This is a genomic window from Streptomyces inhibens, from assembly GCF_003389455.1.
Classification (GTDB): Bacteria; Actinomycetota; Actinomycetes; order Streptomycetales; family Streptomycetaceae; genus Streptomyces; species Streptomyces inhibens.
Window position 1 is genome coordinate 20,000 of the sequence record NZ_QUAC01000248.1, and the last position, 19,269, is coordinate 39,268.

General features: G+C 67.1%; 18 protein-coding genes and 1 pseudogene. 2 read left to right on the top strand and 17 right to left on the bottom strand.

What is annotated here, in order from left to right:
* Nucleotides 1–154 precede the first annotated feature (154 nt).
* Together DY245_RS44860 and DY245_RS32475 are read right to left on the bottom strand one after the other, a co-directional pair.
* The gene (locus tag DY245_RS44860) at nt 155–298 is read right to left on the bottom strand and encodes a hypothetical protein (RefSeq protein WP_181923977.1); all 144 of its coding nucleotides are present in this window, start codon (nt 296–298) and stop codon (nt 155–157) included.
* The gene (locus DY245_RS32475; RefSeq protein ID WP_128510770.1) at nt 295–1,500 is read right to left on the bottom strand and encodes a cytochrome P450 family protein; all 1,206 of its coding nucleotides are present in this window, start codon (nt 1,498–1,500) and stop codon (nt 295–297) included. The genes DY245_RS44860 and DY245_RS32475 overlap by 4 nt, the downstream gene beginning before the upstream one ends.
* A 321-nt stretch (nt 1,501–1,821) precedes the next feature.
* On the opposite strand from DY245_RS32475, the gene DY245_RS32480 reads away from it, so the two are divergent.
* A complete protein-coding gene (locus tag DY245_RS32480; RefSeq protein ID WP_128510771.1) occupies nt 1,822–2,007 on the top strand; it encodes a hypothetical protein in 186 nt (61 codons plus the stop codon).
* Between the two features lie 49 nt (nt 2,008–2,056).
* Here the strand turns inward: DY245_RS32480 and DY245_RS32485 are convergent, their stop codons facing one another.
* The gene (locus DY245_RS32485) at nt 2,057–2,455 is read right to left on the bottom strand and encodes a hypothetical protein (RefSeq protein ID WP_128510772.1); all 399 of its coding nucleotides are present in this window, start codon (nt 2,453–2,455) and stop codon (nt 2,057–2,059) included.
* Between the two features lie 229 nt (nt 2,456–2,684).
* A pseudogene (locus tag DY245_RS32490) lies at nt 2,685–3,019 on the bottom strand (transposase); the annotation flags it as partial.
* A 632-nt stretch (nt 3,020–3,651) separates the two neighbouring features.
* Here DY245_RS32490 and DY245_RS47105 point away from each other — a divergent pair.
* Complete coding sequence (locus DY245_RS47105; RefSeq protein ID WP_244943410.1) at nt 3,652–3,972, top strand: ATP-grasp domain-containing protein; 321 nt, start codon at nt 3,652–3,654, stop codon at nt 3,970–3,972.
* A 211-nt stretch (nt 3,973–4,183) separates the two neighbouring features.
* Here DY245_RS47105 and DY245_RS32505 read toward each other — a convergent pair whose 3' ends face one another.
* From DY245_RS32505 to DY245_RS32560, 13 genes are all read right to left on the bottom strand, one after another.
* Entirely contained in the window at nt 4,184–4,705 is a 522-nt protein-coding gene (locus DY245_RS32505) for a hypothetical protein (RefSeq protein WP_244943411.1), read from the bottom strand.
* A 280-nt stretch (nt 4,706–4,985) separates the two neighbouring features.
* Complete coding sequence (locus tag DY245_RS48505) at nt 4,986–5,327, bottom strand: hypothetical protein (protein WP_425329463.1); 342 nt, start codon at nt 5,325–5,327, stop codon at nt 4,986–4,988.
* Between the two features lie 187 nt (nt 5,328–5,514).
* The gene (locus DY245_RS32515; RefSeq protein WP_128510773.1) at nt 5,515–6,546 is read right to left on the bottom strand and encodes a WD40 repeat domain-containing protein; all 1,032 of its coding nucleotides are present in this window, start codon (nt 6,544–6,546) and stop codon (nt 5,515–5,517) included.
* The gene (locus tag DY245_RS32520; protein ID WP_128510774.1) at nt 6,543–7,940 is read right to left on the bottom strand and encodes an MFS transporter; all 1,398 of its coding nucleotides are present in this window, start codon (nt 7,938–7,940) and stop codon (nt 6,543–6,545) included. Before DY245_RS32520 ends, DY245_RS32515 begins: the two co-directional genes overlap by 4 nt.
* 6 nt (nt 7,941–7,946) lie before the next feature.
* A complete protein-coding gene (locus DY245_RS32525; RefSeq protein ID WP_128510775.1) occupies nt 7,947–8,837 on the bottom strand; it encodes an alkaline phosphatase family protein in 891 nt (296 codons plus the stop codon).
* Between the two features lie 146 nt (nt 8,838–8,983).
* Nucleotides 8,984–9,232, bottom strand: coding sequence for a DUF397 domain-containing protein (locus DY245_RS32530; RefSeq protein WP_244943413.1), 249 nt, complete (start codon nt 9,230–9,232; stop codon nt 8,984–8,986).
* A gap of 187 nt (nt 9,233–9,419) precedes the next feature.
* A complete protein-coding gene (locus DY245_RS32535; protein ID WP_128510776.1) occupies nt 9,420–11,270 on the bottom strand; it encodes a glycoside hydrolase family 35 protein in 1,851 nt (616 codons plus the stop codon).
* A 327-nt stretch (nt 11,271–11,597) separates the two neighbouring features.
* Nucleotides 11,598–13,898, bottom strand: a 2,301-nt coding sequence (locus DY245_RS32540) for a ricin-type beta-trefoil lectin domain protein (RefSeq protein WP_128510806.1), incomplete at its 5' end; no start/stop codon positions are given.
* 1,064 nt (nt 13,899–14,962) lie between these two features.
* Entirely contained in the window at nt 14,963–15,130 is a 168-nt protein-coding gene (locus DY245_RS44865) for a hypothetical protein (protein ID WP_181923978.1), read from the bottom strand.
* 637 nt (nt 15,131–15,767) lie between these two features.
* The gene (locus tag DY245_RS32545; RefSeq protein WP_128510777.1) at nt 15,768–16,949 is read right to left on the bottom strand and encodes a PP2C family protein-serine/threonine phosphatase; all 1,182 of its coding nucleotides are present in this window, start codon (nt 16,947–16,949) and stop codon (nt 15,768–15,770) included.
* 705 nt (nt 16,950–17,654) lie between these two features.
* Nucleotides 17,655–18,089 (bottom strand): hypothetical protein, encoded by a 435-nt coding sequence (locus DY245_RS32550; protein WP_128510778.1) that lies wholly within the window; start codon nt 18,087–18,089, stop codon nt 17,655–17,657.
* Between the two features lie 229 nt (nt 18,090–18,318).
* Nucleotides 18,319–18,534: a hypothetical protein gene (locus DY245_RS32555; RefSeq protein ID WP_128510779.1), complete on the bottom strand. Its 216-nt coding sequence runs from the start codon at nt 18,532–18,534 to the stop codon at nt 18,319–18,321.
* A 108-nt stretch (nt 18,535–18,642) separates the two neighbouring features.
* Nucleotides 18,643–19,125 (bottom strand): hypothetical protein, encoded by a 483-nt coding sequence (locus DY245_RS32560; RefSeq protein WP_128510780.1) that lies wholly within the window; start codon nt 19,123–19,125, stop codon nt 18,643–18,645.
* Between the last annotated feature and the right edge of the window lie 144 nt (nt 19,126–19,269).

Consider the following 19,269-nt stretch of genomic DNA (forward strand, 5'->3'; position numbering starts at 1 on the left):
GCGGCCGCGGAGCAATCACCACCACCGACGCACGCGTAACCGCCAATGGCCGCTTGCGGTGCACCCTCTTCCCCGTGAGAGCCCAGGAGATGACCTGCGGCCTCACGTCCGGCTTGTGTGAGCGCTGGAGGCTCCCGACGGGGCCCTCCAGCGCTCACCGGGCGGTCACCTTCGTCAGGATGCAGCGCTTTCCGTCGTCGGGATCACCGATGTACGTCCAGAGCATCGGGGCCTTGGTCGTGCCGCTCGCCTCGTACTTGGCGCTCGTATGGCCGGAGTCGAATTCAATGATCTTCACGACCAGCGGACCGGGAGATGCCGCGGACCGCGGAGCAGCGCGCCCAACCGCCAGCGCAGGTCGGCCGGGTGGGCGTCCAACTCCAGTTTCGGGCAGCGCTCCAGGAGCGTGCGCACCGCAATCCGCGTCTCCAGCCGTGCGAGCGGGGCACCAAGGCAGAAGTGGATGCCATGGCCGAAGGCCACATGGCCACGGGCGTCGCGGGTGATGTCGAAGCGGTCGGGATCGTCGAATCGAACCGGGTCACGTCCCGAGTCGGCGATCACGGGGAGCACGACCTCGCCGCCACCGGGTATCACCGTGCCCGCGATCTCGGTTGATTCGATGGTGAAACGGAAGGTGGACGTCTCCAGCGGCCCGTCGTAGCGCAGCATCTCCTCGACCGCGTTGTCGATGAGGGACAGATCGGCGCGCAGCGCGGCGAGTTGATCAGGGTGGGAGAGCAGCGCCAGGACACCGTTGGAGATGAGATTGCCCGTAGTCTCGTAGCCGGCAATCAGCAACAACTGGGCCATTCCCAGGAGTTCGTCCTTGCTGAGCCGGTCACCTTCCTCGTCGCTCACCGCGATCAGATCGCTCAGCAGGTCGCCGCCAGGGCGGGCGCGCTTCGTCTTCACCAGCCCGTCGAGATAGCCGGTCATGGCCGCCAGGGCTTCTCCGGTTTCCGGCGTCGCGGCGCCAACCATCAGGATGTCGGTCCAGGTACGGAAGGCATCCCGCTCCAGGAAGGGCACGCCCAAGAGCTCGCAGATGACGGTGATCGGCAGGGGGAAGGACAGCGCCTCGACGAGGTCGGCGCGGCCTTCGGGGGCGGCGAGCATCGCGTCCAGGAGCTCATCGGATAACTCCTGGACGCGCGACGCCAGGGACGCCACCCGGCGCACGGTAAAGGCGCGGGAGACCAGTCCGCGCAGCCGGGTGTGTTGCGGTGCATTGGAGCGGAGCATCGACACACCGCTGGACACCGGCTGCATCGGCTGCGCGGACGAGGCGTGCCGCCACTCCTTCGACAAACGAGGATCGCTGAGAGCCGCGCGCACCTCGTCGTAGCCGACGATCAGCCAGACGACTGTGCCCTCCTGGAGACGTACGCGGTGCACCGGGCCCTGCTTGCGCAGCCGCGCGTACACCTCATACGGATTGCGGACGAAGTCCTCCCCCATTGCCGCCAGATCAACTGTCCCCACCGGTTCCGTTGTCATCCGGCCTCCTGTCCATCGCGACCTTGCCTCGGGACGACTGAGTACGGAGGAACCATCCCCGGCTGCAAAGCCACTAACCGCGGCCCTGCCGAAACGCGGGGTCTTCGAGAAGGCTGGTGCTGAGTGCACCATCGTGGGGCTACCAGACCGAGTTATTGCACCACTTGCCCTCTGCCGCTGCGGGCGGACTCGTGGCGAACATTAGGCCGACGGCCGTAACTGTCGCCCCGAAACCCGAAATGACCTTGTTCAAGGCCATGCTGGAGATCCCCCAAGTACTCTTCCTGGCCTCACCATGAGGCGCCGAATCCCGGTCAGCGCATGTCTACCAACAAGCAGTTCACACAAAGGCCGCGCTTGAATCCCGATCCACTTCATCTGCAGGCGCTGTTCGGCGACGGAGCAGCAGGACTTGCCACCGGGAAGATTGGATCAGAGGGGACAACAACCCAGGTCACCGCTTCATCACGCAGCGGCCTGGAAGCGAGGAACATGGTTGATCGCTGAAGACTGTCCCGTGACCTGACAGAGCTACAAGGCGTGCTGGTTGATCGGGTCAGAGCCCAAGGCCGCTCAGGTATAGAGCCCAGAGCGCCGCGTACGGGACGAGAAGCAGAGCGGCCGAGCCCAGCCAGGATCGTAGTCGGCGACCGCGTGCGAGCGGCAGCGCAATATTGACCACCACCATCAGGGCCAGGACGAAGGCGCCAGTCAACACCAGGACCACCATCATCGGGCCGGCGTGGTCGAGCGTGTGGTAGTCGCAGTTCGTCGACCCTGCAATATCTGCGGAACTGCGGCAGTCCATCGGCAGATACTCGGTGAGCAGCCACTGGGCGCAGTACAACGGGACGAGCGCGGGCACGCCGAGCACCAGGTTGACCAGGACGGGGGCCCACAGCGACCTCCGTGGCCGCCACCGCTCTACTACCGCCGCCTTGCCAGGCTCCTGCATGGTGTGGTCCGTTGACATACTCCTGCCGCTCCGTTCTGTGCCCCAGGCCGATGCTGATGATCAGGCATCGTGTGCGGAGCCGCTTCCAATGTGTCAAGTAGCGCCCCCCTTCCGGCCCCCGTCACTACGCAAAGCGATGCCGACGTCCTCTCAACCGTCCGCGCCTTTTTTGGAGGATGCCTGTGATGGAACTCTGACCCGGTGGGACTTGGTCGTCGGCGACCGCTCTTTACCCGGCGATGGTGAGGTTGTGGAGACGGCGATGCCAAGCACGGCGTGGTGGACGCCATCGCCTTGAGGCGGTAGTCGCGGAGGATCTTCCAGGTCTTCATACGGGCCAGGGTGTGTTCGACTCGGGCGCGGACCTGTTTGCGGGAAATGGGACATGTTGTGATCCTGTTTCCAGGCGGCCAGCTACTCGCCGGGGCGTCTGCGGTGCTGGATCACGAGCCCGGTTCCTGGGTAATCTCCGTCGGCGATGGTGGTGGTGTTTCCGACCGCCGCTTTCACGCCGGATTCTTCCCATGCCTTGCAGTCGTTGCGGTTGACGGGCAGGGGCCGGCCATAGCGGGTGCCCGGGGTCGGTGTTGGTGACGCAGGCGGTGAGCTTGAGCCAGGGCGAGGCGCTCGGCATCGAGGAGGTTGCGAGGCTCCTTGGTGAGCGGGCCGTCACGGCGCTGTGCTCCGATCACCAGCAGATCCGCGGCGGCGGAGCGGTGCATCAGCACCTTGTGGGCCGGCCCTTCGACGGTGGCGCGCCGCGCCCGCACCGGCGGATACTCCTCGGGCGCCTCGTGCCCCCTCTCACGTTGCAGATCAGACGACGGACTCGACTCACAACGTGATCTGACGGAGCGTCATATATCTCAGCAATGGGTCAGCCCGCCGAGACTGCAAGGGGGGGCGAAGACCCGGTGCCAGTGGAAGCCGAGCGTTCTCATGGAAAACGGCGGCGCCCAGGCGGCTCAAGTCAGCAAGCTGCAGCATGGTTCTCCACCACGTCCAGCAGCGGAGCGGTCCGACCCGAGGGGCCTACCCGCTCAGCAACGCCCACGCCCCCTGGCCGGACTGCCGGTGCCTGACACGCTCTCCTACGCCACCGCTCCCCTGGAAGGCGTCGTACGCACCCGCCACCTCGACGCACCGCGTATACGTGGCCCGCTCGCACGGCCGCGACCTGCGCGTGATCGTGATCGATGATCGACGGCGAACCCGTGGCCGCCGCGGTGCGCACCTCCCGCAACGGCGCCCTCGCATCGAACCTCGCCCAGGGCGGCTCCGCCACACCGTGCCCGGGCCGCTATCCGCAGGCAGAGGCCCTGGCCGTCGCGGCAGCCCGCGCTGTGGGACTTACCATCGCCGGCGTGGATCTCCTGTTCTCCTCCGCAGACTTCTCCACCATCTGCGAAGTCAACTCCGCCCCCGGATGGCGCCCGGAGATGACGGCGGTCACTCCCGCCATCACCGTGCGTCGCCCGCTGCCTCCTCGCGCTGGCGAAGTGCGGCGGCAAATATGACCTCAGATAGCGCAGTGTTCCAGTAGGCGCATCGCCCCTCGTCAGCGCACAGGACGGTGAGGTGCGCGATCACGGAAAGGCTGGCTCGTCGCCTCACGACCTAATGCCCCAGGCGGTCTTCGGCACCCGACGCTGACCCGTGTACGAACCCGCTCACACCATCCGCAAACACCTGCGTCCGGCCTCGCCTACGCGCGACGGACGGCTCCGCTCAGCCCACCGATTGGTCGCCGTCGGGCAGATCCTCGACCGTAACCTTTCCCTGCGGCTCCCCGAGTTCGTCTGCCACCACCCTGGCCAGGCCGCCCGGGTCGGGCTGAGTGGGTACGGGTACCTGCTCGCCCTCCGCGTAACTCTCGATCGCCTTGGTGAAGTAGCTCGGATCCCAGGCACCGACGGCGCCCCTGACCTCCACCGCGCGTACGCCCCGCGCCCCGATTCGCTGCTTGACCACAGCGAGGATCCGATCCGACCGGTACTCCCCCGGCACCTGAAACAAGCTGGCGTGCGCGCCCACTTTTCCGCCGTCCTGGAGGCGGACGGTCACCGTCAGGCAGCTGGTCACGCTCGGGTAGGTGATGGTCCCACCGGGCCCGACCTCGCCGACCTGCCCCTCGCTGATCCTGATGTTCGCGGTCGTGGGTGTGACGGGCTCCGGCGTACGGGCCGGAGGCGTCACCGGTCCCGGGAGGAAGCCGCTCGCGACCGCCGGCTGTGCCTGGGCCACGACCACGCAAGTGGCACCCAGGTAAAGGGCCAACAGCGCTGTGACGGGTAACAACACCGTGCCGTTTGCCCGCATCCACCGCATCCACCGCACCTGCCGCATCGACGCCACACACCCTTTCGCCGCAATGATGAGTCTTTTTCCCATCCTGCTTCCGTCCACTTCTCGTCCCGATTCCTGCTGCAGGGACTGCCTGCCGTCAGGCGCAGGCGTCCCGGGCACGCCGCGGCTCCTGTCGGACAATGTCAGCCAGAGTCCTGCCGTCCGAGGGCGCCGAGGGTCCCGATCAGGTCGGGCGCGCCAGCTTGAAGTCCTTGCCTACGGATGGTTGCAGAGGTACGCCCGTACATGGGCGACTCTCCGTCCGACAGCGCACCAGGAGGCCGACCGGCCAGCCGGCACCTTGAGCTTGCCCCACCTTGTTGACCAGCGCCAACGTCCCATCCACCGATACCCCGTTCCTCAGGACTTCGCAGGTGCGAGATTGTGCGTGCCGTCCGCCGAGGTGGTGGACACCCAGGCGATGGGCACGCGGCACCACGGTGGCGGTGAGCAGCCGGTAGAAGTCGTTGCGGGACATGGCAGCGGGATCAAAGTCAGTGCGCATGTGCTCAGCATCCAGATGCACGACACCGCCCTCTTCAGCGGATCAACGGCACCACCCAGCCCCTGAGTTGGGCTGACGCGCCCCGGGGACCCGATACCGGAGCCACCGAGCACCAGGAGCCGACACCGTGATTCGATCCAAGATCTCCGTCCCCTGGCGCACACGAGCCGTTCCGATTCTGCACCCCTTACCCGGCCGCGACGGGAAGTCAGCGGACCGCGGACGGGGCCTGGGCCGCGGGCATCAGGCGGTGCGGGTGGCCGGTGCCGTCGGCCGGGACGGCCCAGGCGTCGGTCTCGAAGTCTCCGGGCAGGGCGTAGGCGACGGTGTGGTCGTCCAGCCAGACGGCCTGGTCGTCGGCGCTGCGCCGCTCGGCGAGCGGGTGATCGCGCATGCTGCGCAGGTCCAGCACGTGCAGTCGCCAGGGTGCGTCCGCCGGAAGGCCCGGCAGACGCTTCTTGAACGCCAGCCGGGTCCCGTCCGGGGAGAGCGACGGGCATTCGACGTTGCTCCGGAGGGCGGTCACCGTGCGCTTGGCGATGTCCCCGCGCACCAGGTAGGCGGTCCCGCGCGTGGCCAGCGTGGCGTAGAAGTGCCCGTCGTCGGCGAACGTCACCCCCCAGAAGTTGATGTCCGGGCTCCGGTACGGCTGCCCGTCCTTGATTACGCGGTAGTTCTCCAGGGTGGGCTGGAGGTTCCCGGTGCGGGTGTCGAGGATCGAGGTGCGGGTGGAGAAGTTGAGCCCGGTGTACGACTCTCCGCTGACGAACACGGTCCACGCCACCATCCGCCCGCTGGGTGAGACCCGGGTCCGGGTGGGGCTCCCGACCAGTGGGACGTGCCTGCGTGCCCGCAGCCGGGAGTCCAGCACGAGGGCTTCGTAGTGGCCCGCCATCGCGCCGGGCACCGCACGTAGACAACTGCCGGTGCCGGCGGCGGTGTAGAAGCGCAGGCAGCGGAGGCCGGATGCGGTACGCGGGCCGGAGGGGTCCGAGGCCGGTACGGACACCACCTCGTCGCGGTGCGGGCCCCACAGCGTGCTGCGGAAGACCAGCCGGGGCTGTCGCACCGAGGCTGCTCCGGCCAGTGCCACATGCCCTGCGGTCACCTGCGGACCGGTGGACTGCTGCTGGTCCTTGCGACTCGCCTGGTCGGCGGCCCGCAGCACGGAGCCCACGGCGACGCCGCTGAGTATGAGCACGGCGACGAGCAGGACGACGATGCGGGTACGGGTGTTCATTCAGCGGCCTCCGTCGTAGGCGCAGAGTCGGCAGAGTCGGTCGTGGGTGGTCCGGCCGCAGCGGAGGCGTCCGCAGGGCCTTCCCCGGTCGCAGCCACCTCGGTCGTCGTACGCAGCGGCTGGAGCCGGGCGCAGATACCCGCGCACGCCGCCAGCGCCACCGCGGCGGCGGACAGCGCGGTCCGCTCGCCCCACGCCGTCCAGGCCGCGCCGAACAGTACGGAGCAGACGAAGCGAGCCCCGGCCTGCCCGGTCTGGACGAGGGCCAGACCGCTGGAGCGCAGCTCCGGCGGCGTCACCCCGGCGGCCGCCGCCATCAGCACCCCGTCGGTCGCGGCGTAGAAGGCGCCGTGCAGCACGAGCACCACAGCCACCACCGGCAACACCCGCGTGTGGACCGGCGCCAGCACCAGCCCGTACGCGACCAGGAGGCCCACGTGCCCGGCCAGGAAGATCGGCCACCGGCCCCAGCGGTCGGCGGCCTGTCCGAGAGGGACGGCCAGCAGCAGGAAGGAGCCCGCCGTGGCGATCGGCAGCAGCGGGAACCACTCCTGGCCCAGGTCCAGGCGCCGCTGCAGCAGCAGGTAGACGAAGGAGTCGGAGACCGTGGCCAGCCCCAGCAGCAGCGCGCACAGGGTCAGCCGTCGCAGCTCGGCCCGGCGCAGCAGGCCGACCGCCGCGGCCAGGGAGACCCGCGCGGCGGGAGCCGAGGTCCCGGCCGTCGGGGTGCGGCCCGGCACGAAGAGCAGCAGGACCAGCACACCCGTCACGGCGACGCAGAAGCTCACGGTGAACACGGCGTCGTAGCCCCCGGCCGTCACCCGCAGGATGGCGAAGGCGGTGACCGGGCCCAGCAGGGCTCCGGCGGTGTCCATCGCACGGTGCACACCGAACGAACGCCCCTGCGTCTGGGGCGTGGACGCCAGCGAGATCATCGCGTCGCGCGGTGCCGTACGCAGCCCCTTGCCCGTGCGGTCGGCGGCGAGCACCACACTGATCAGCGGCACGCTGTGGACCAGCAGCAGCGCCGGTTTGCACAGCGCGGAGAGCCCGTACCCCGCGGCGGCAGCGGCCTTGTGCCGACCACCGCGGTCGGCGAGATGGCTGCCGGCCAGCCGGACCAGGGCGCTGACGCCGTTGTAGACACCGTCCAACAGGCCGAAGCCCAGCGGGGACAGGCCCAGTGCGGCGACCAGGTACAGCGGGAGGACGGCGGTGACCATCTCGGAGGAGATGTCGGTGATGAGGCTGACCGTGCCGAGAACGAACACGGTCCGGGGCACGGCCCGCAGCGCGGTCGCGACCTTGGTGTGCGGCAGGGCCCTGCCCCGGCCGCCCGGGCGGGTACCCGGGTCGGCCGGAGCAGGGGTGGTACGGCTGTCTGCTACGTACACGGCGTGTCAGTTCCAGATGCCGGTGATGTCAGAGGCGGAGGCGGCGTTGCCGGCGTGCGTGGTCAGGCCGGCCAGGTCCTCGACGGTGCGGAGGACGTTGTAGTGGTTGTACGTCGCGGAGGACGAGCTGCCCGGGGCGACGTGCGCTCCGTACAGCACCGTGGCGATGTGGTTGTTGTGGGACCGGTCGTCCTCGTCGAAGGTGACGATGAGCTGGCTGTTGTTGTTCTTGGCCCACTGGGCGTACGCGTCGAGGTTGTTCTTCAGCCAGTTGTCGCCGGTGGTGATCGAGCAGTCGTGCATGTCGTTGCACAGGTTCGGCACGACGAAGGAGACCTTTGGCAGCGTGCTGTAGTTCGTGGGGAACTGGCTGAACGTGTGGGCGGTGTTCAGCGGCACGTTGTTGAATCCGAACCACGGGTTGTGCTTCCGGGCGTACTTGGTGGCGCTGTTGGTGCACACCGTGGAGCCCTCGGAGGGCAGGCCCTCGTTGTAGCTGCCCCAGGTCTTGCCGGCGGCGATCAGCTCGGAGCCGAGGTTGGCGGCGCCGGAGAACTGCGGGGAGTAGCAGCTGTCGTCGGTGACGCCCTGCGTGGCGCCCGAGAACAGGTCCATGTAGTTGGGCTGGCTGGGGTGGGTCAGTGCGAAGGAGTTGGTGAGGTTCGCGCCACCGGCCTTGAGCGTGTTGTTCAGGTACGGAGCGCTCGAACTGCCGATGACCTGCTCGTAGGCGTGGTTCTCGAACACCACGACCACGACGTGGTCGGGCGCCGGCAGCGTCGCGGCCTGCGCGACGCCGGGGGCGCCGCCCCACAGTCCGAGCGAGGCGGCCACGAGGCCGGCGGCGACACCGAAGATCGAGACGGACCAGCGCGGCCGTCGAATACGGGAGAACATGGACACAGCGGACCTCCGAGAAAGAACCATGGAAGGCGCGGGGAGTGGCGTTTCTCGTTGAAGCGAGGCAACCGTAGGAGGGCCGTCGTGAAGTTGTCAGAACTTCAAAAGTGAAGCGGAACAGAACAGTTGAAGACCGGATTCCGCTACCGGCGCGTACCGGACTCACTGCTCGCGGTGGCGCGGACGAAGGCGGTGACCGCATTCCGGGTGAAGGTGAACGCGGGCCGGTCGAGGTCCTTGAAGTCGCAGATGGTGACGTGGCGGGACACGGTGACGATCTCGACGCAATAGCCACCGGTGTCGCCATCGTGGCTCGGCCTTCGCCACCGAGCACGGGTCAGATCACGGAGGCTCTCCATGAGCAAGGAGCAGGCCGTTTCCACCAGCGGCATCGCCACCACGCGTCATGCCGTAAGCATCAGAACTGACATGTCGAGTGACGACGCGCGCAGCCTGTACGACTTCCTCGCGCGCTCCACAGCACAAAGGACTCGCTGTGCACGGCGGCGGCCGGCTGACCCGCCCCGCCGCGCCGGCCGTCGTCCTCGTCTGTGCCCACGCTGAGCAAAGAGGCAGAACCTAACCGATGTCGGGCACGGACCGCACCTCGATCCGGTCCCCCGTCCGCTCCATCTCCAGGACGACGAGCTCGTTGCGCCCCCGCCGCCACAGATTGCTCGGCGCGTACAGGGTGACCTGCGGCCCGAGGGACCAGTACCGGCCGAGCGCGAACCCGTTGAGCCACACCATGCCCTTGTCCCAGCCCGGAAAGGCGAGGAAGCCGTCCGCGGGGGTGTCGACATGGAGCCGGGCCCGGTGGAACGCGGGGCCGGTCGGCGTGTCTCCGCTGCCGAACTCCAGAGCCGCGAGGTTGTCGAGAGGCAGTCGGCGGATCTCCCAGTCGCTCAGTTCCTCGTCATCGAGGAGAACCTTGCCGCTGATTCCCTTGGGGTCGTTGAGTCCCTGGCCGAAGTTGACCCGCCCGGTGGGATCGACCAGGAGGTCGAGGGTGCTGGACGCGCCGGCCACGGTGAAGTCGACGGTGTGGTACGGCTGGTTACGGTCGAAGGTGCCTATGCGCTTGCCGTCGCCGAACACCAGCGCACGGTCGCCCAGGCCCGTGACCCTCAGGCCCATGGTCCCCTGCGGCCCCCGCACCCGAGTGCGGTAGTGGATCAGTCCGTACGACTGGCCGAGCGCCTCCATGTGGACGGGAGTGGTACGCCGTACCGGAGTGCTCAGCGCGTCGAGCGCGTCCATCAACGGCACCGACTCGCGGACGGCGACCCTCTGGGCCGGCATGCGGCGCGGTGTGGCCGGCAGGGGCGTGCTCGGCAAGGTGGTGTACTTGGCCAGCACGTCACGCACCTTGTGGAATTTCTCGGTGAGTTCGCCGGATTCGCTGATCGGGGAGTCGTAGTCGTAGCTGGTGACGGTGGGCTGGTAGGCGCTGCCGCTCAGGTTGGCACCCGCGGACCAACCGAAGTTCGTTCCGCCCACCGCCATATAGAAGTTGATTGACGCTCCCGCTTCGAGGAGCTTCTCCACGTCGGCGGCGGTCTGCGCCGGGTCGGTGGTGTGGTGCGGTTCTCCCCAGTGGTCGAACCAGCCGTCCCAGAACTCCGTGCAGAACAGGGGCTTGTCCGGCTGGAATGTGCGCAGCTCCGCGAAGGGTCCGGTGGGGTCGCCGGCGAAGTTGACGGTGGAGAGGAGGTCGGGAAGGCTGCCGTTCTTCAGCGCTTCCTGGGTCGCCCCGTTGGAGCAGAAGAGCAGGCTGTCCACGCCCTGCGCCCGCATGGTGTCCCGCAGATGCTCCAGGTGCGCATGGTCGTCGCCGTAGCTGCCGTACTCGTTCTCGACCTGCATGGCGATGATGGGCCCGCCGCGCGTGGCCTGCAGATCGACGAACCGGGGCAGCAGTTCGGCGAACCAGGCGTCAACCGCCCGCTCGTAGGCGGGGTCGGAGCGGCGCAGCGGCGCGTCCTTGTCCTTGAGGAGCCAGGCCGGCAGGCCGCCGAAGTCCCATTCCGCGCAGATGTACGGCCCCGGTCTCACGATCACCTTGAGCCCGACCTCGTCCGCGGTCCGTACGAAGGCGGCGACATCGCGCCATCCGGTGAAGTCGGCCTTCTCCTCGTACGGTTGGTGGAAGTTCCAGGCGACGTAGGTCTCCACCGTGTTCAGGCCCATGGCCCGCATCCGCAGCAACCGGTCGCGCCAGTCCTTGGGATGCGTCCGGAAGTAGTGGAAGGCACCCGAGAGGATCCGGAACGGCTCGCCGTCCAGCAGGAATTCGTTCCCGCGGATGGTCAGCCCCCGCGGGCTGTCGGCCTGGGCGAGGGTCGTACGGCCGCTGCCCAGGGCGACACCCACGGACGCGACCCCCACCGTGGCCGCGCTCAGAAATCTACGTCGGCTGAACTGCGTCATGTCTGCTCCTCGACTCGACCGGCCGTCACCCAAGGTTCGAACATGTTCAGTGGTGCGCGCTTCTGTGCATTGAGATGCATTGAGAGTGTTATGTAGAACAGAAACGAGCACAAGGGTTCGTGACTCAGCACGATGAACCAGGCGGGCGGGGACACGGACGTGCGGGGCACCGGCCCGGCCGACCGACGGACACCGTCTCCACCACCACGGCGTCGGGGAAGTCGCAGGCAGCAACGACTGCACGAAATCCCACTCGGCATCGGACAGTTCATGGCGGCGTATCACGACCCCGTGATCCACAACTCAAGATCACTTTGACGGCAGACCCTAGGGCAGCGTCCACTTCTGGTTCGCGCCGCCGTTGCAATCCCAGATGACCAGTTGAGTGCCATTCGAAGCGTTCCCGCCCGGGACGTCCAGGCAGCGCCCGGACTGTGCGCCCTTGAGGGTTCCGTCCGACTGCGGGACCCACTGCTGGTTGGCACCGCCGTGGCACTCCCACAGGGCCACCTTGGTGCCGCCGGCCGTGCCCGCGCCACTGACATCCATGCACTTGCCCTTGTGGGTGAGTTCGCCGTTGACCCATGTCCAGACCTGGGCGCCGGTTCCGTCGCAGTCCCAGATCTGCACAGGGGTGCCGTCGGCGTCCGAACCGCCCTCGGTGCCGAGGCACATGCCGGACAGCCCCGAGGGCACGGCGCCGACATGGTCCGCAGACCCTGTGCCTGGCGTGAGGGCGAAGTTGTCGAACTGATGGGTCTCGTAGCCCATGACCCCCAGGCCGGCCTGACCGTTGGTGAAGCTGGCGTCAGTGGCGCTGCCGACGGCGGCGCCGTCGATCTTCGCGGTCAGCTTCGTGTCCTGCATGGTGAGGGCGATGGTGTGCCACCGGTTCGTGCCGAGCGCGCTCGTGGTACCGGCGGCCAGCGTGGTGAAGTTCCAAGAGGTGTCGCTCTTGAGGATCGACCACGCGCCGGTGTTGCTCACCCGCAGGTGATAGGCGTTCAGACCATTGTTGTTCTTGGCCTGCCGGTTGACCCGGCCCAGGACCTCGACGCTGCCGGACTTCTTCAGCATCGTGTCGACGGATACCGTGTAGTTGCCCCAGGAACCGTCTCCCATGATCGTGTACGGGCTGTTGTGGGGCTCGTCCGTCCAGCGAATCGGGGTCTGGGGGGCCATCTGGCGAAGACAGGTGCCGCTGCGGCCGCCGCCACAACTGACGGTCTGGAAGGCGCCGTTCATGTCGGAGAAGTGCTTCGGAGACGTGGTGGTGGCGGGGACATCGAAGGTATCCGCGTACGGCAGCTTCAGCGCCGCCCGCTGCGGGGAGGCCGCCGTTCCCTTACCCCCTGTGGCGGTGGTCGTGACGGTGTAGAGGTAGCCGGGCTGCAATGTCAGGGTGTACGAGCCGTTGGACGGCGTCACATCCGGCCGGCGCACGAACCAGTCGCTGGACCGGCCCGACTTCAAGTTCGTGGCCCAGACGCGGACGTGGCCGGTGGACAGGCCGCCGGTGACGGTGAACGTCGCGGTCTGCGCCTCAGCGGCATCCATGGTCTCGATGACGGTGGTGTAGTCGGATTCATTCGTGGACTTGAGCGAGACGTAGCTGCCGTTGTCGCGGTTGCCGCCCAGGTATCCGCTCGCGGAGTCGATGTAGCGCCAGCCGGGCCGGGTGAACTGCGTGGTGTGCGCGGTCACCCACGTCGTCTTGCCGATGTGGTAGGCACCGGACCACGGCTGGTTCGCATAGGCACCGGACCACGGCTGGTTCGCAACGGACATCCCGGCCTTGGAGAAGAACAGGTTCGGATACAGCGCGGCGATGACCGGCCAGTTGAGATACCCGGTCATCTTCCCGTCGATGTAGTCCCGGTTCAGGGCACGCGCGACTGATGCCGCGCCTTCATCTGTGGGCAGCGTGCCGCCCTCGCTCGACCACAGCGGCTTGCCCAGCGCTTTCGCGGTGTCCGTGCTGTTGCACGCCTTGTAGTCGCCCATGTAGCCGCAGGGGTAGTGAGCGCCGACGATGTCGACCGCGGACTTGAGCACGGGGTCCGTGGCCATGTGGTCGGCCACGGACCAGTTGAACTCGTCCGCCGCGACGACCTTGGTCGCATACCCCTTGGCCTTCAGAGTCTGCTTGAGTTTCGCGTACCACTGCACGTTGTAGCCGCGCTCGTTCCAGCCGCCCATGTAGTCGATGGTCAGGTTGTGCCGCTTCGCGCAGTCCATCCACGACATCAGGTAGTCGATCATGTCCTGGGACCAGAAGTTCCCGTTGCCGATCCAGCCCGGAGCGCCCCAGGAAAGCCCGTACAGCTTGATGTTGGGGTTGCGCTTCTTGGCCTCCTTGGCCATCCACCACTCGTAGCCCTGGTTGCAGTCGACGGTGCTCCGCGTGTGCATGTGGCTGGCTTCGGCGCCGTCGGTGTAGTTGGTGTCGCCACCGATCTCGATCTTGAGCATCTGCAGGGCCGCCCCATACCCCGGCTTGAACAGGTAGTCCAGGATCTGCCTGCGCTGCGCCTTGGGGTAGTCGACCAGCAGCCGCGCATTCCCGCCGCCGCCGGATATCGCGCCGATGCCGTCGAAGGTGCGACCCGGCTTGGTGCCGTCCACAGTNCGGATATCGCGCCGATGCCGTCGAAGGTGCGACCCGGCTTGGTGCCGTCCACAGTGATCGTGGTCGAGGGCGCGGCATGCGCGGGTTCGAGGGAGGTCAGACCGAACAATGTGCCCAAGAGCAGTGCCAGGACAGTGAGATGGCAGGTGTGACGGCGTGGTTTCCAGGTCATGCAGACTCCTTGAAGGATTTCGCGAACGTGGAGCACTCGTCTGAGCGCCGCTGCGCCGGACCGGCACCTCACGGAGGCAGGCCCGGGGTGTCGGCCACGGCCCGGAGTGTCGGCCCCAGCCCAGGGTGGGAAGACCGGTCCAACCGGGGCAGGTTCGTCCTTTACGTCAGCCTGGCGGGGTCCGCACCTGATGCACGCCGCCGGACGCGGACCCCGGTGACGTCACCGGCATCGATCGGCCGGTGTGTGCCGCTGCGCCGGGCGTGCCCTGTGCCTTCTCCGAGCGCGTGCGGCCAAGCACGACGTCGCCACGGTGCGCCGGCGATGACTGGCGCCGGAATGTGCAGTGCCGTTCACGAGCCAGGGACATGATCACTCCGTTGTGTCAGGGCCTCTAGGCGGGGCGGAGCACTTCATTGATCCGCTCCTCGACGTGACTGAGGGAGAGTGCCCCGAGAAGCGGGCACTTCGGGGACTGGCCGCCACAGGCTCAAGACGGAACGCGCCTGCCGCGGTGCAACGGTTCGCTTCTCGCTGCGCGGTGCGGTGCGGACCGCGGCACCGCCGGAGGGATGGCCCGGGTGGGCAGTCGTACCTGCCGAACTTGGTCTCCTGGTAGGCGCATTGCGGCCAGCCCTACGTGATATTGCACAGCAAGCCAGTTGCCCAGTATTAAAACCGCGATCGCGCATATGTCAACAAGATCGGACAGGATTACGCAGATTCAACCCACGTTTCGAGCGAAGCTGTGCGGCTCTGGGTGGTTGAGGTGGATCCTGTATCGGGCCTGGCCCTCACCGGACGCCCTCCTCACTCCGCGCCGGGGGAGGGAACACGGTCGATCGCCTCCCTCATCCGGGATGCTGCGGATGCAGCTACGAGCGGACGGAGTCAGGGTGCTTGTGCCCCCAGGAGGGTCTGGATCTCATCCAGCCGGCCACCGGCGTCGGCAATGTCGCCGGCCATCGCGTGCCGGCACATCCAAGGAGTGATCCGTCGGTCCAGGTCGGCGCGCCGGGACAGTGATTCACACAGCTCACCGATCGCTTCGGGAGTCACCGACGATCCGTATGGCGGACGGAGGAGGTTGACGAGCACGAGGTCGCTGCGGCCAGCACGCAGCAGGCCCGGAGCGCAGCAAGCTGTTCTACGACAGGGCTGCTTCGTACGACGAAGAGCAGGTCGAGCGACCAGTTGCCGCGTGAGGCGGCCCAGCTCCTCTGCCGTGGCGACGGGCACGGTTACCTGGAGCTCAATCTCACGCCGGGGCCGCTCATACCGGACCTCCAGCTGGAATGCGGCGTAGCGGCGAGCTGCCCGCCCCACTGGCTGCTCCAACCGCCCGTCTCCTGGAGGGAGGCGGGCGCTTTTCCACCGCCACGGGGGAATGGTGTACTGCTCGGCGAAGCGTTCGACGGGTCCTGCTGGGTGGACAGGCCAGGGCATTCACCGGCGGGCTGGGGCAGCCACTCCGATTCCTGAACCGCCAGCGCGTCGGGAGGGTCAGGTTGTCCAGAGAGGGCGGCCTCGGAGACCCAACGGCCCAGTGCGCGGCCGTCGATCAGGCGCATGGGGTGGTGGAGTTCGGCGTTGGCGCGTTGTGGTGCCAGGGTGCTGGTGCTGGTGCTGGTGCTGGTGCTGGTGCTGACGATGAGGGCTTGGTCGCAGCGGCTGTCGCACGGCAAAGGGCCGGCTCTCAATCCTGTTGTCCAGGTGGCTTCCCTTCACACTGGCGTAAAGACGTGCCGTCTTCTTCGTCAAGCCGTTCGACAAGGAGCATGGCCGCGTCATCCGCCAGGCGGCCCTGGGAGTGCTGGAGCAATGCCGGGTGCAGTTGCTTCAGGAACTCCTGCGGGGTATCCGCGTTCACGGCCTCCATGGCCTTGGGAAGGTTGAAGAAGTCGTTGTCGCGGTTCCGGGCTTCGATGACGCCGTCGGTGTGCAGCAGCAGGCGGTCGCCGGGGACGAACGGATAGCTCTCCACCTCCGGAAGAGGCCCGGTGATGAAGTCTTCCAGCCCGAGGGGCGGCAGCGGTGTGGTGGGCATGAGGGCATGAGCCTTGCCGTGGTGCAGCACCAGCGGGGGTGGGTGGCCGCGGTTGACCAGCTGGACTTCAGGTCTGTCCGCTGACAGCTGGGCCACAACCGCAGTGACGAAGCCTTCCATCTGGACTTCCTGATCAACACCGGGCATGGCGCGCTGGCGCTGCAGGGCGGAGGCGCAGTGGTTCATGACTTCCGCAGGGTCGTCGTCGTAGTGCACGGACTCCCGGAAGGCACCCAGTACGGCGGCAGCCGCACGCACGGCAGGCAGTCCCTTGCCCCGGACGTCTCCCACGATCATCCGGACCCCGTACCGGGTCTGCACGGCCTCGTACAGATCACCGCCGATCTGCGCCCCGGCCTCGGCGGCGAGGTACATACCGGCCGCCAGTACGGGCCCCAGCCGGGCGGGTACAGGCGGCAGCAGGACTTCCTGCGCGGCCACGGCGATCCTGCGGACCTGGTCGAGCTCAGTCTGCCTCCGCCTGCGCACAGTGTTACTCGTCATGACGCTCGCTACCGAGACCACGAGAAGCCCCAGGAGGTTGCTGTAGCTCTGCATGCCACCCCACGCGTCGTGAAGGGTGGTGGTGGTGATACTGACGGCCAGAGCACCAGCCGCGGCCGAGAGCGTGCCTTTGGGGCCCATCGTTAGCGCGGCCAGCGCCGGCATCGCGGTGAGAAGCGGCCCCGTATACAGAAAGTGCGCGGGCGAGAGTTCGATGCCCAGCCCGATCAGGATGATCGTGAAGGGTACACACTGCGCGAGCCTGAAGAGGATCCGGCTATGACCAGCCACTCCAGGCCGAAGAAGTGAGCGGAACGGCGACCGCATGTGTAAAGCCTGCCTCGCTGAAGGGCAGCGGTCCACCCATCGCCCATTCAGGATGGCCCGGCCCAGGGCAGGTGGGCACCCGCGACACTTGGAAGACCGCTGCCAACGATGGCAGTCAAATTCGCCGGCGCCGTGAATGCGAAGAAAATGATATCGGGCCCACTACGTCAGCCCAGGCGAATGAGCTCTAGCAATGGCCGAAAACGACTCGTTGTTTTTCCGTGGCCGCGCCCCATACATACTCCGGCCCCCACTCCTCAGGTCAGGCGCCGGGCTCGGAACACGTAGGGGCCCCGCGATCTTCACCGACGAGGCGCCGCCCCACGTTCAGGATGATGGGCTCTCCGGGGGCAGATTCATGGTCTGGAATATTATTCCAGATTCATTTTCTTCCACCCCGAACGTTTTCGCAAAATGAGCGACCAATGCAGACCTTCCCGAACCCACCGAGTGGCACGCTAAACCTCTTCCATCACCCCCACATGCCGAATTAATTGACTGACGCCGCCACGAGTCATGGGGACCGCAGGCGACGCAGACCGTAGGCCGATCGACCGCGGTGCGGAGGCTGCACGAGATGTCGGTCCCATGCCCGGTACGGAGCAGAAGTCACGCGGCGGTCGCGCCGGATCAACGCCACGGTCATGGCCGACTTCCCATTCTGACGGGAGTACCCACACAACCCATCCCTGGTAGGAGGGCCACCTAACCCATCCCCGCAAGAAGAGGCGTCATGGCGAGCGGCATCTGGAGACGCATCCCCCGACTGATCGCTGCGTCATGCCTGGCCGCGATGCTCGTCGGAACGATGGGCGTGATGAGCGCCGAGTCAGCGCCTCGAACAGCGAAGACTACGGCCGAAACGTCGAGTACGGCGCCGAAAGTGGTCTGCCAGTTCCGCATCGAAAAGAAGACCGGCAAGATCGTCACTTTCCCTAGGGGCTGCAGCCAGCTCCCTCTTGGCGGCACGGTCGGCGGAGGCAGCGGCACAACACCCGGTGCTCCCTCGCCCTGCGGTCCGCTAGCCGAGACCGGATGCAGCGCAATCGCCGCGACATCGACCGGCGCGATGTCCAGCACGACATCCGGCACAACCGGCACGTCCGGCACAACCGGCATCAGCGGGTGACGGACGCCCATCCTGGGGCTGAGCCTCAGACGCCAGAAAACAGCATGCCCCTTCACCGAAGCAGGACGACGGTGAAGGGGCATGACACTGGTGAAGGGTCAGTTCACGTTCGAGGGAGGCTTCGTCGATGTCGGCCTGTCGTTCCCAGCGACTGCGCAGGGGGCGGAAGCTGTCAGCGCCAGAACCGACAGAGGAGCGTGGCCCGCGCCTTCGGGTGTGGGGGCGGGGTGTGTCCGGGTTCTATTGGCTGGTTCCTTCGTCGATGTCTTCTTCCAGGGCTGCCATGCGGGCCTTGTATTCGGCCTGCGGGATCTGCCCGAGGACCGCGAGGCGTTCCAGTTCGGCGGCTTCGGTTTCATGGGCGATCTTGCGGCTCTGTTCTACTTGCTCTCTGCTGTACTTGACGGCCTTGGCGCGCTGTCTGGAGCGGTTTCGCTGTAACTCCTCGGCGATCATCCGTCCGGTTTGTTCGAAGTAATTTTCATGCCTTCCTGACCACATCTCGCCCCCTTGTTTCCGGTCCGGCCATGTCTGTCAGATCGTGAACGACTTATAGTCGATGGTTCACTTGACTGCCGGTGTGCCGGCGCCGCCGCAGCCCTTGGGATGTGATTGCCACACCCAGCCCGGCGTGAGGAAGTCGGCGAACATGTCGTGCTGTACGTGCAGGCTCTTGGGACGCTTCACCTTCGCCGTCACCTCTGAGATGGTGGGCGTCGGGTCGAGGGGCTGGATGACGGTGCGCTCGCCGTCGGCGAGGGACTTGTTGTGGTCATCCATGAGCCGCGCGCGGGACTCTCCGGTGAACTCCGGTCCCCCGGCGCATACGGCTGCGCAGTAAAACCTGGTGGTGCCGGTGACTTTGGCGACGGCCCCGGCATCCCGTTTCCAGTTGACGCTCCACTCGCGCAGTACGGTTCTGGCCTTGATCTGTGCGCCGGTCTCGGGGTCGATCTTGGCGACCTTGGCAGTGAAGCTTCCGCTGCCGCCCTGGGGGGTGATGGGTTCGGCTGCCGCAGCGGATCCGGATCCGGCGGTACCGCTCATCAGAGTGCCGATAGTTATGACGCCTGCGGCCGCCGAACGTAACTTTCCTGGCATGCAGTGATCTCCCTCAGGTTACGGTGCGCCGCTCACGCTACAGGCATGCCGCCAATCGCCGTCGAGCGATTTTCAGAGCCTGGCTCGAAC

Coding starts and splice junctions, on each gene's coding strand:
- DY245_RS32550 (WP_128510778.1), bottom strand. CDS start 18,089: ATGGGCGTCCGTCACCCGCTGATGCCGGTTGTGCCGGACGTGCCGGTT.
- DY245_RS32485 (WP_128510772.1), bottom strand. CDS start 2,455: ATGCAGGAGCCTGGCAAGGCGGCGGTAGTAGAGCGGTGGCGGCCACGG.
- DY245_RS32535 (WP_128510776.1), bottom strand. CDS start 11,270: ATGACGCAGTTCAGCCGACGTAGATTTCTGAGCGCGGCCACGGTGGGG.
- DY245_RS32560 (WP_128510780.1), bottom strand. CDS start 19,125: ATGAGCGGTACCGCCGGATCCGGATCCGCTGCGGCAGCCGAACCCATC.
- DY245_RS32530 (WP_244943413.1), bottom strand. CDS start 9,232: ATGCCGCTGGTGGAAACGGCCTGCTCCTTGCTCATGGAGAGCCTCCGT.
- DY245_RS32525 (WP_128510775.1), bottom strand. CDS start 8,837: ATGTTCTCCCGTATTCGACGGCCGCGCTGGTCCGTCTCGATCTTCGGT.
- DY245_RS32475 (WP_128510770.1), bottom strand. CDS start 1,500: ATGACAACGGAACCGGTGGGGACAGTTGATCTGGCGGCAATGGGGGAG.
- DY245_RS32545 (WP_128510777.1), bottom strand. CDS start 16,949: ATGCGGTCGCCGTTCCGCTCACTTCTTCGGCCTGGAGTGGCTGGTCAT.
- DY245_RS32480 (WP_128510771.1), top strand. CDS start 1,822: ATGTCTACCAACAAGCAGTTCACACAAAGGCCGCGCTTGAATCCCGAT.
- DY245_RS32515 (WP_128510773.1), bottom strand. CDS start 6,546: ATGAACACCCGTACCCGCATCGTCGTCCTGCTCGTCGCCGTGCTCATA.
- DY245_RS32555 (WP_128510779.1), bottom strand. CDS start 18,534: ATGATCGCCGAGGAGTTACAGCGAAACCGCTCCAGACAGCGCGCCAAG.
- DY245_RS47105 (WP_244943410.1), top strand. CDS start 3,652: ATGATCGACGGCGAACCCGTGGCCGCCGCGGTGCGCACCTCCCGCAAC.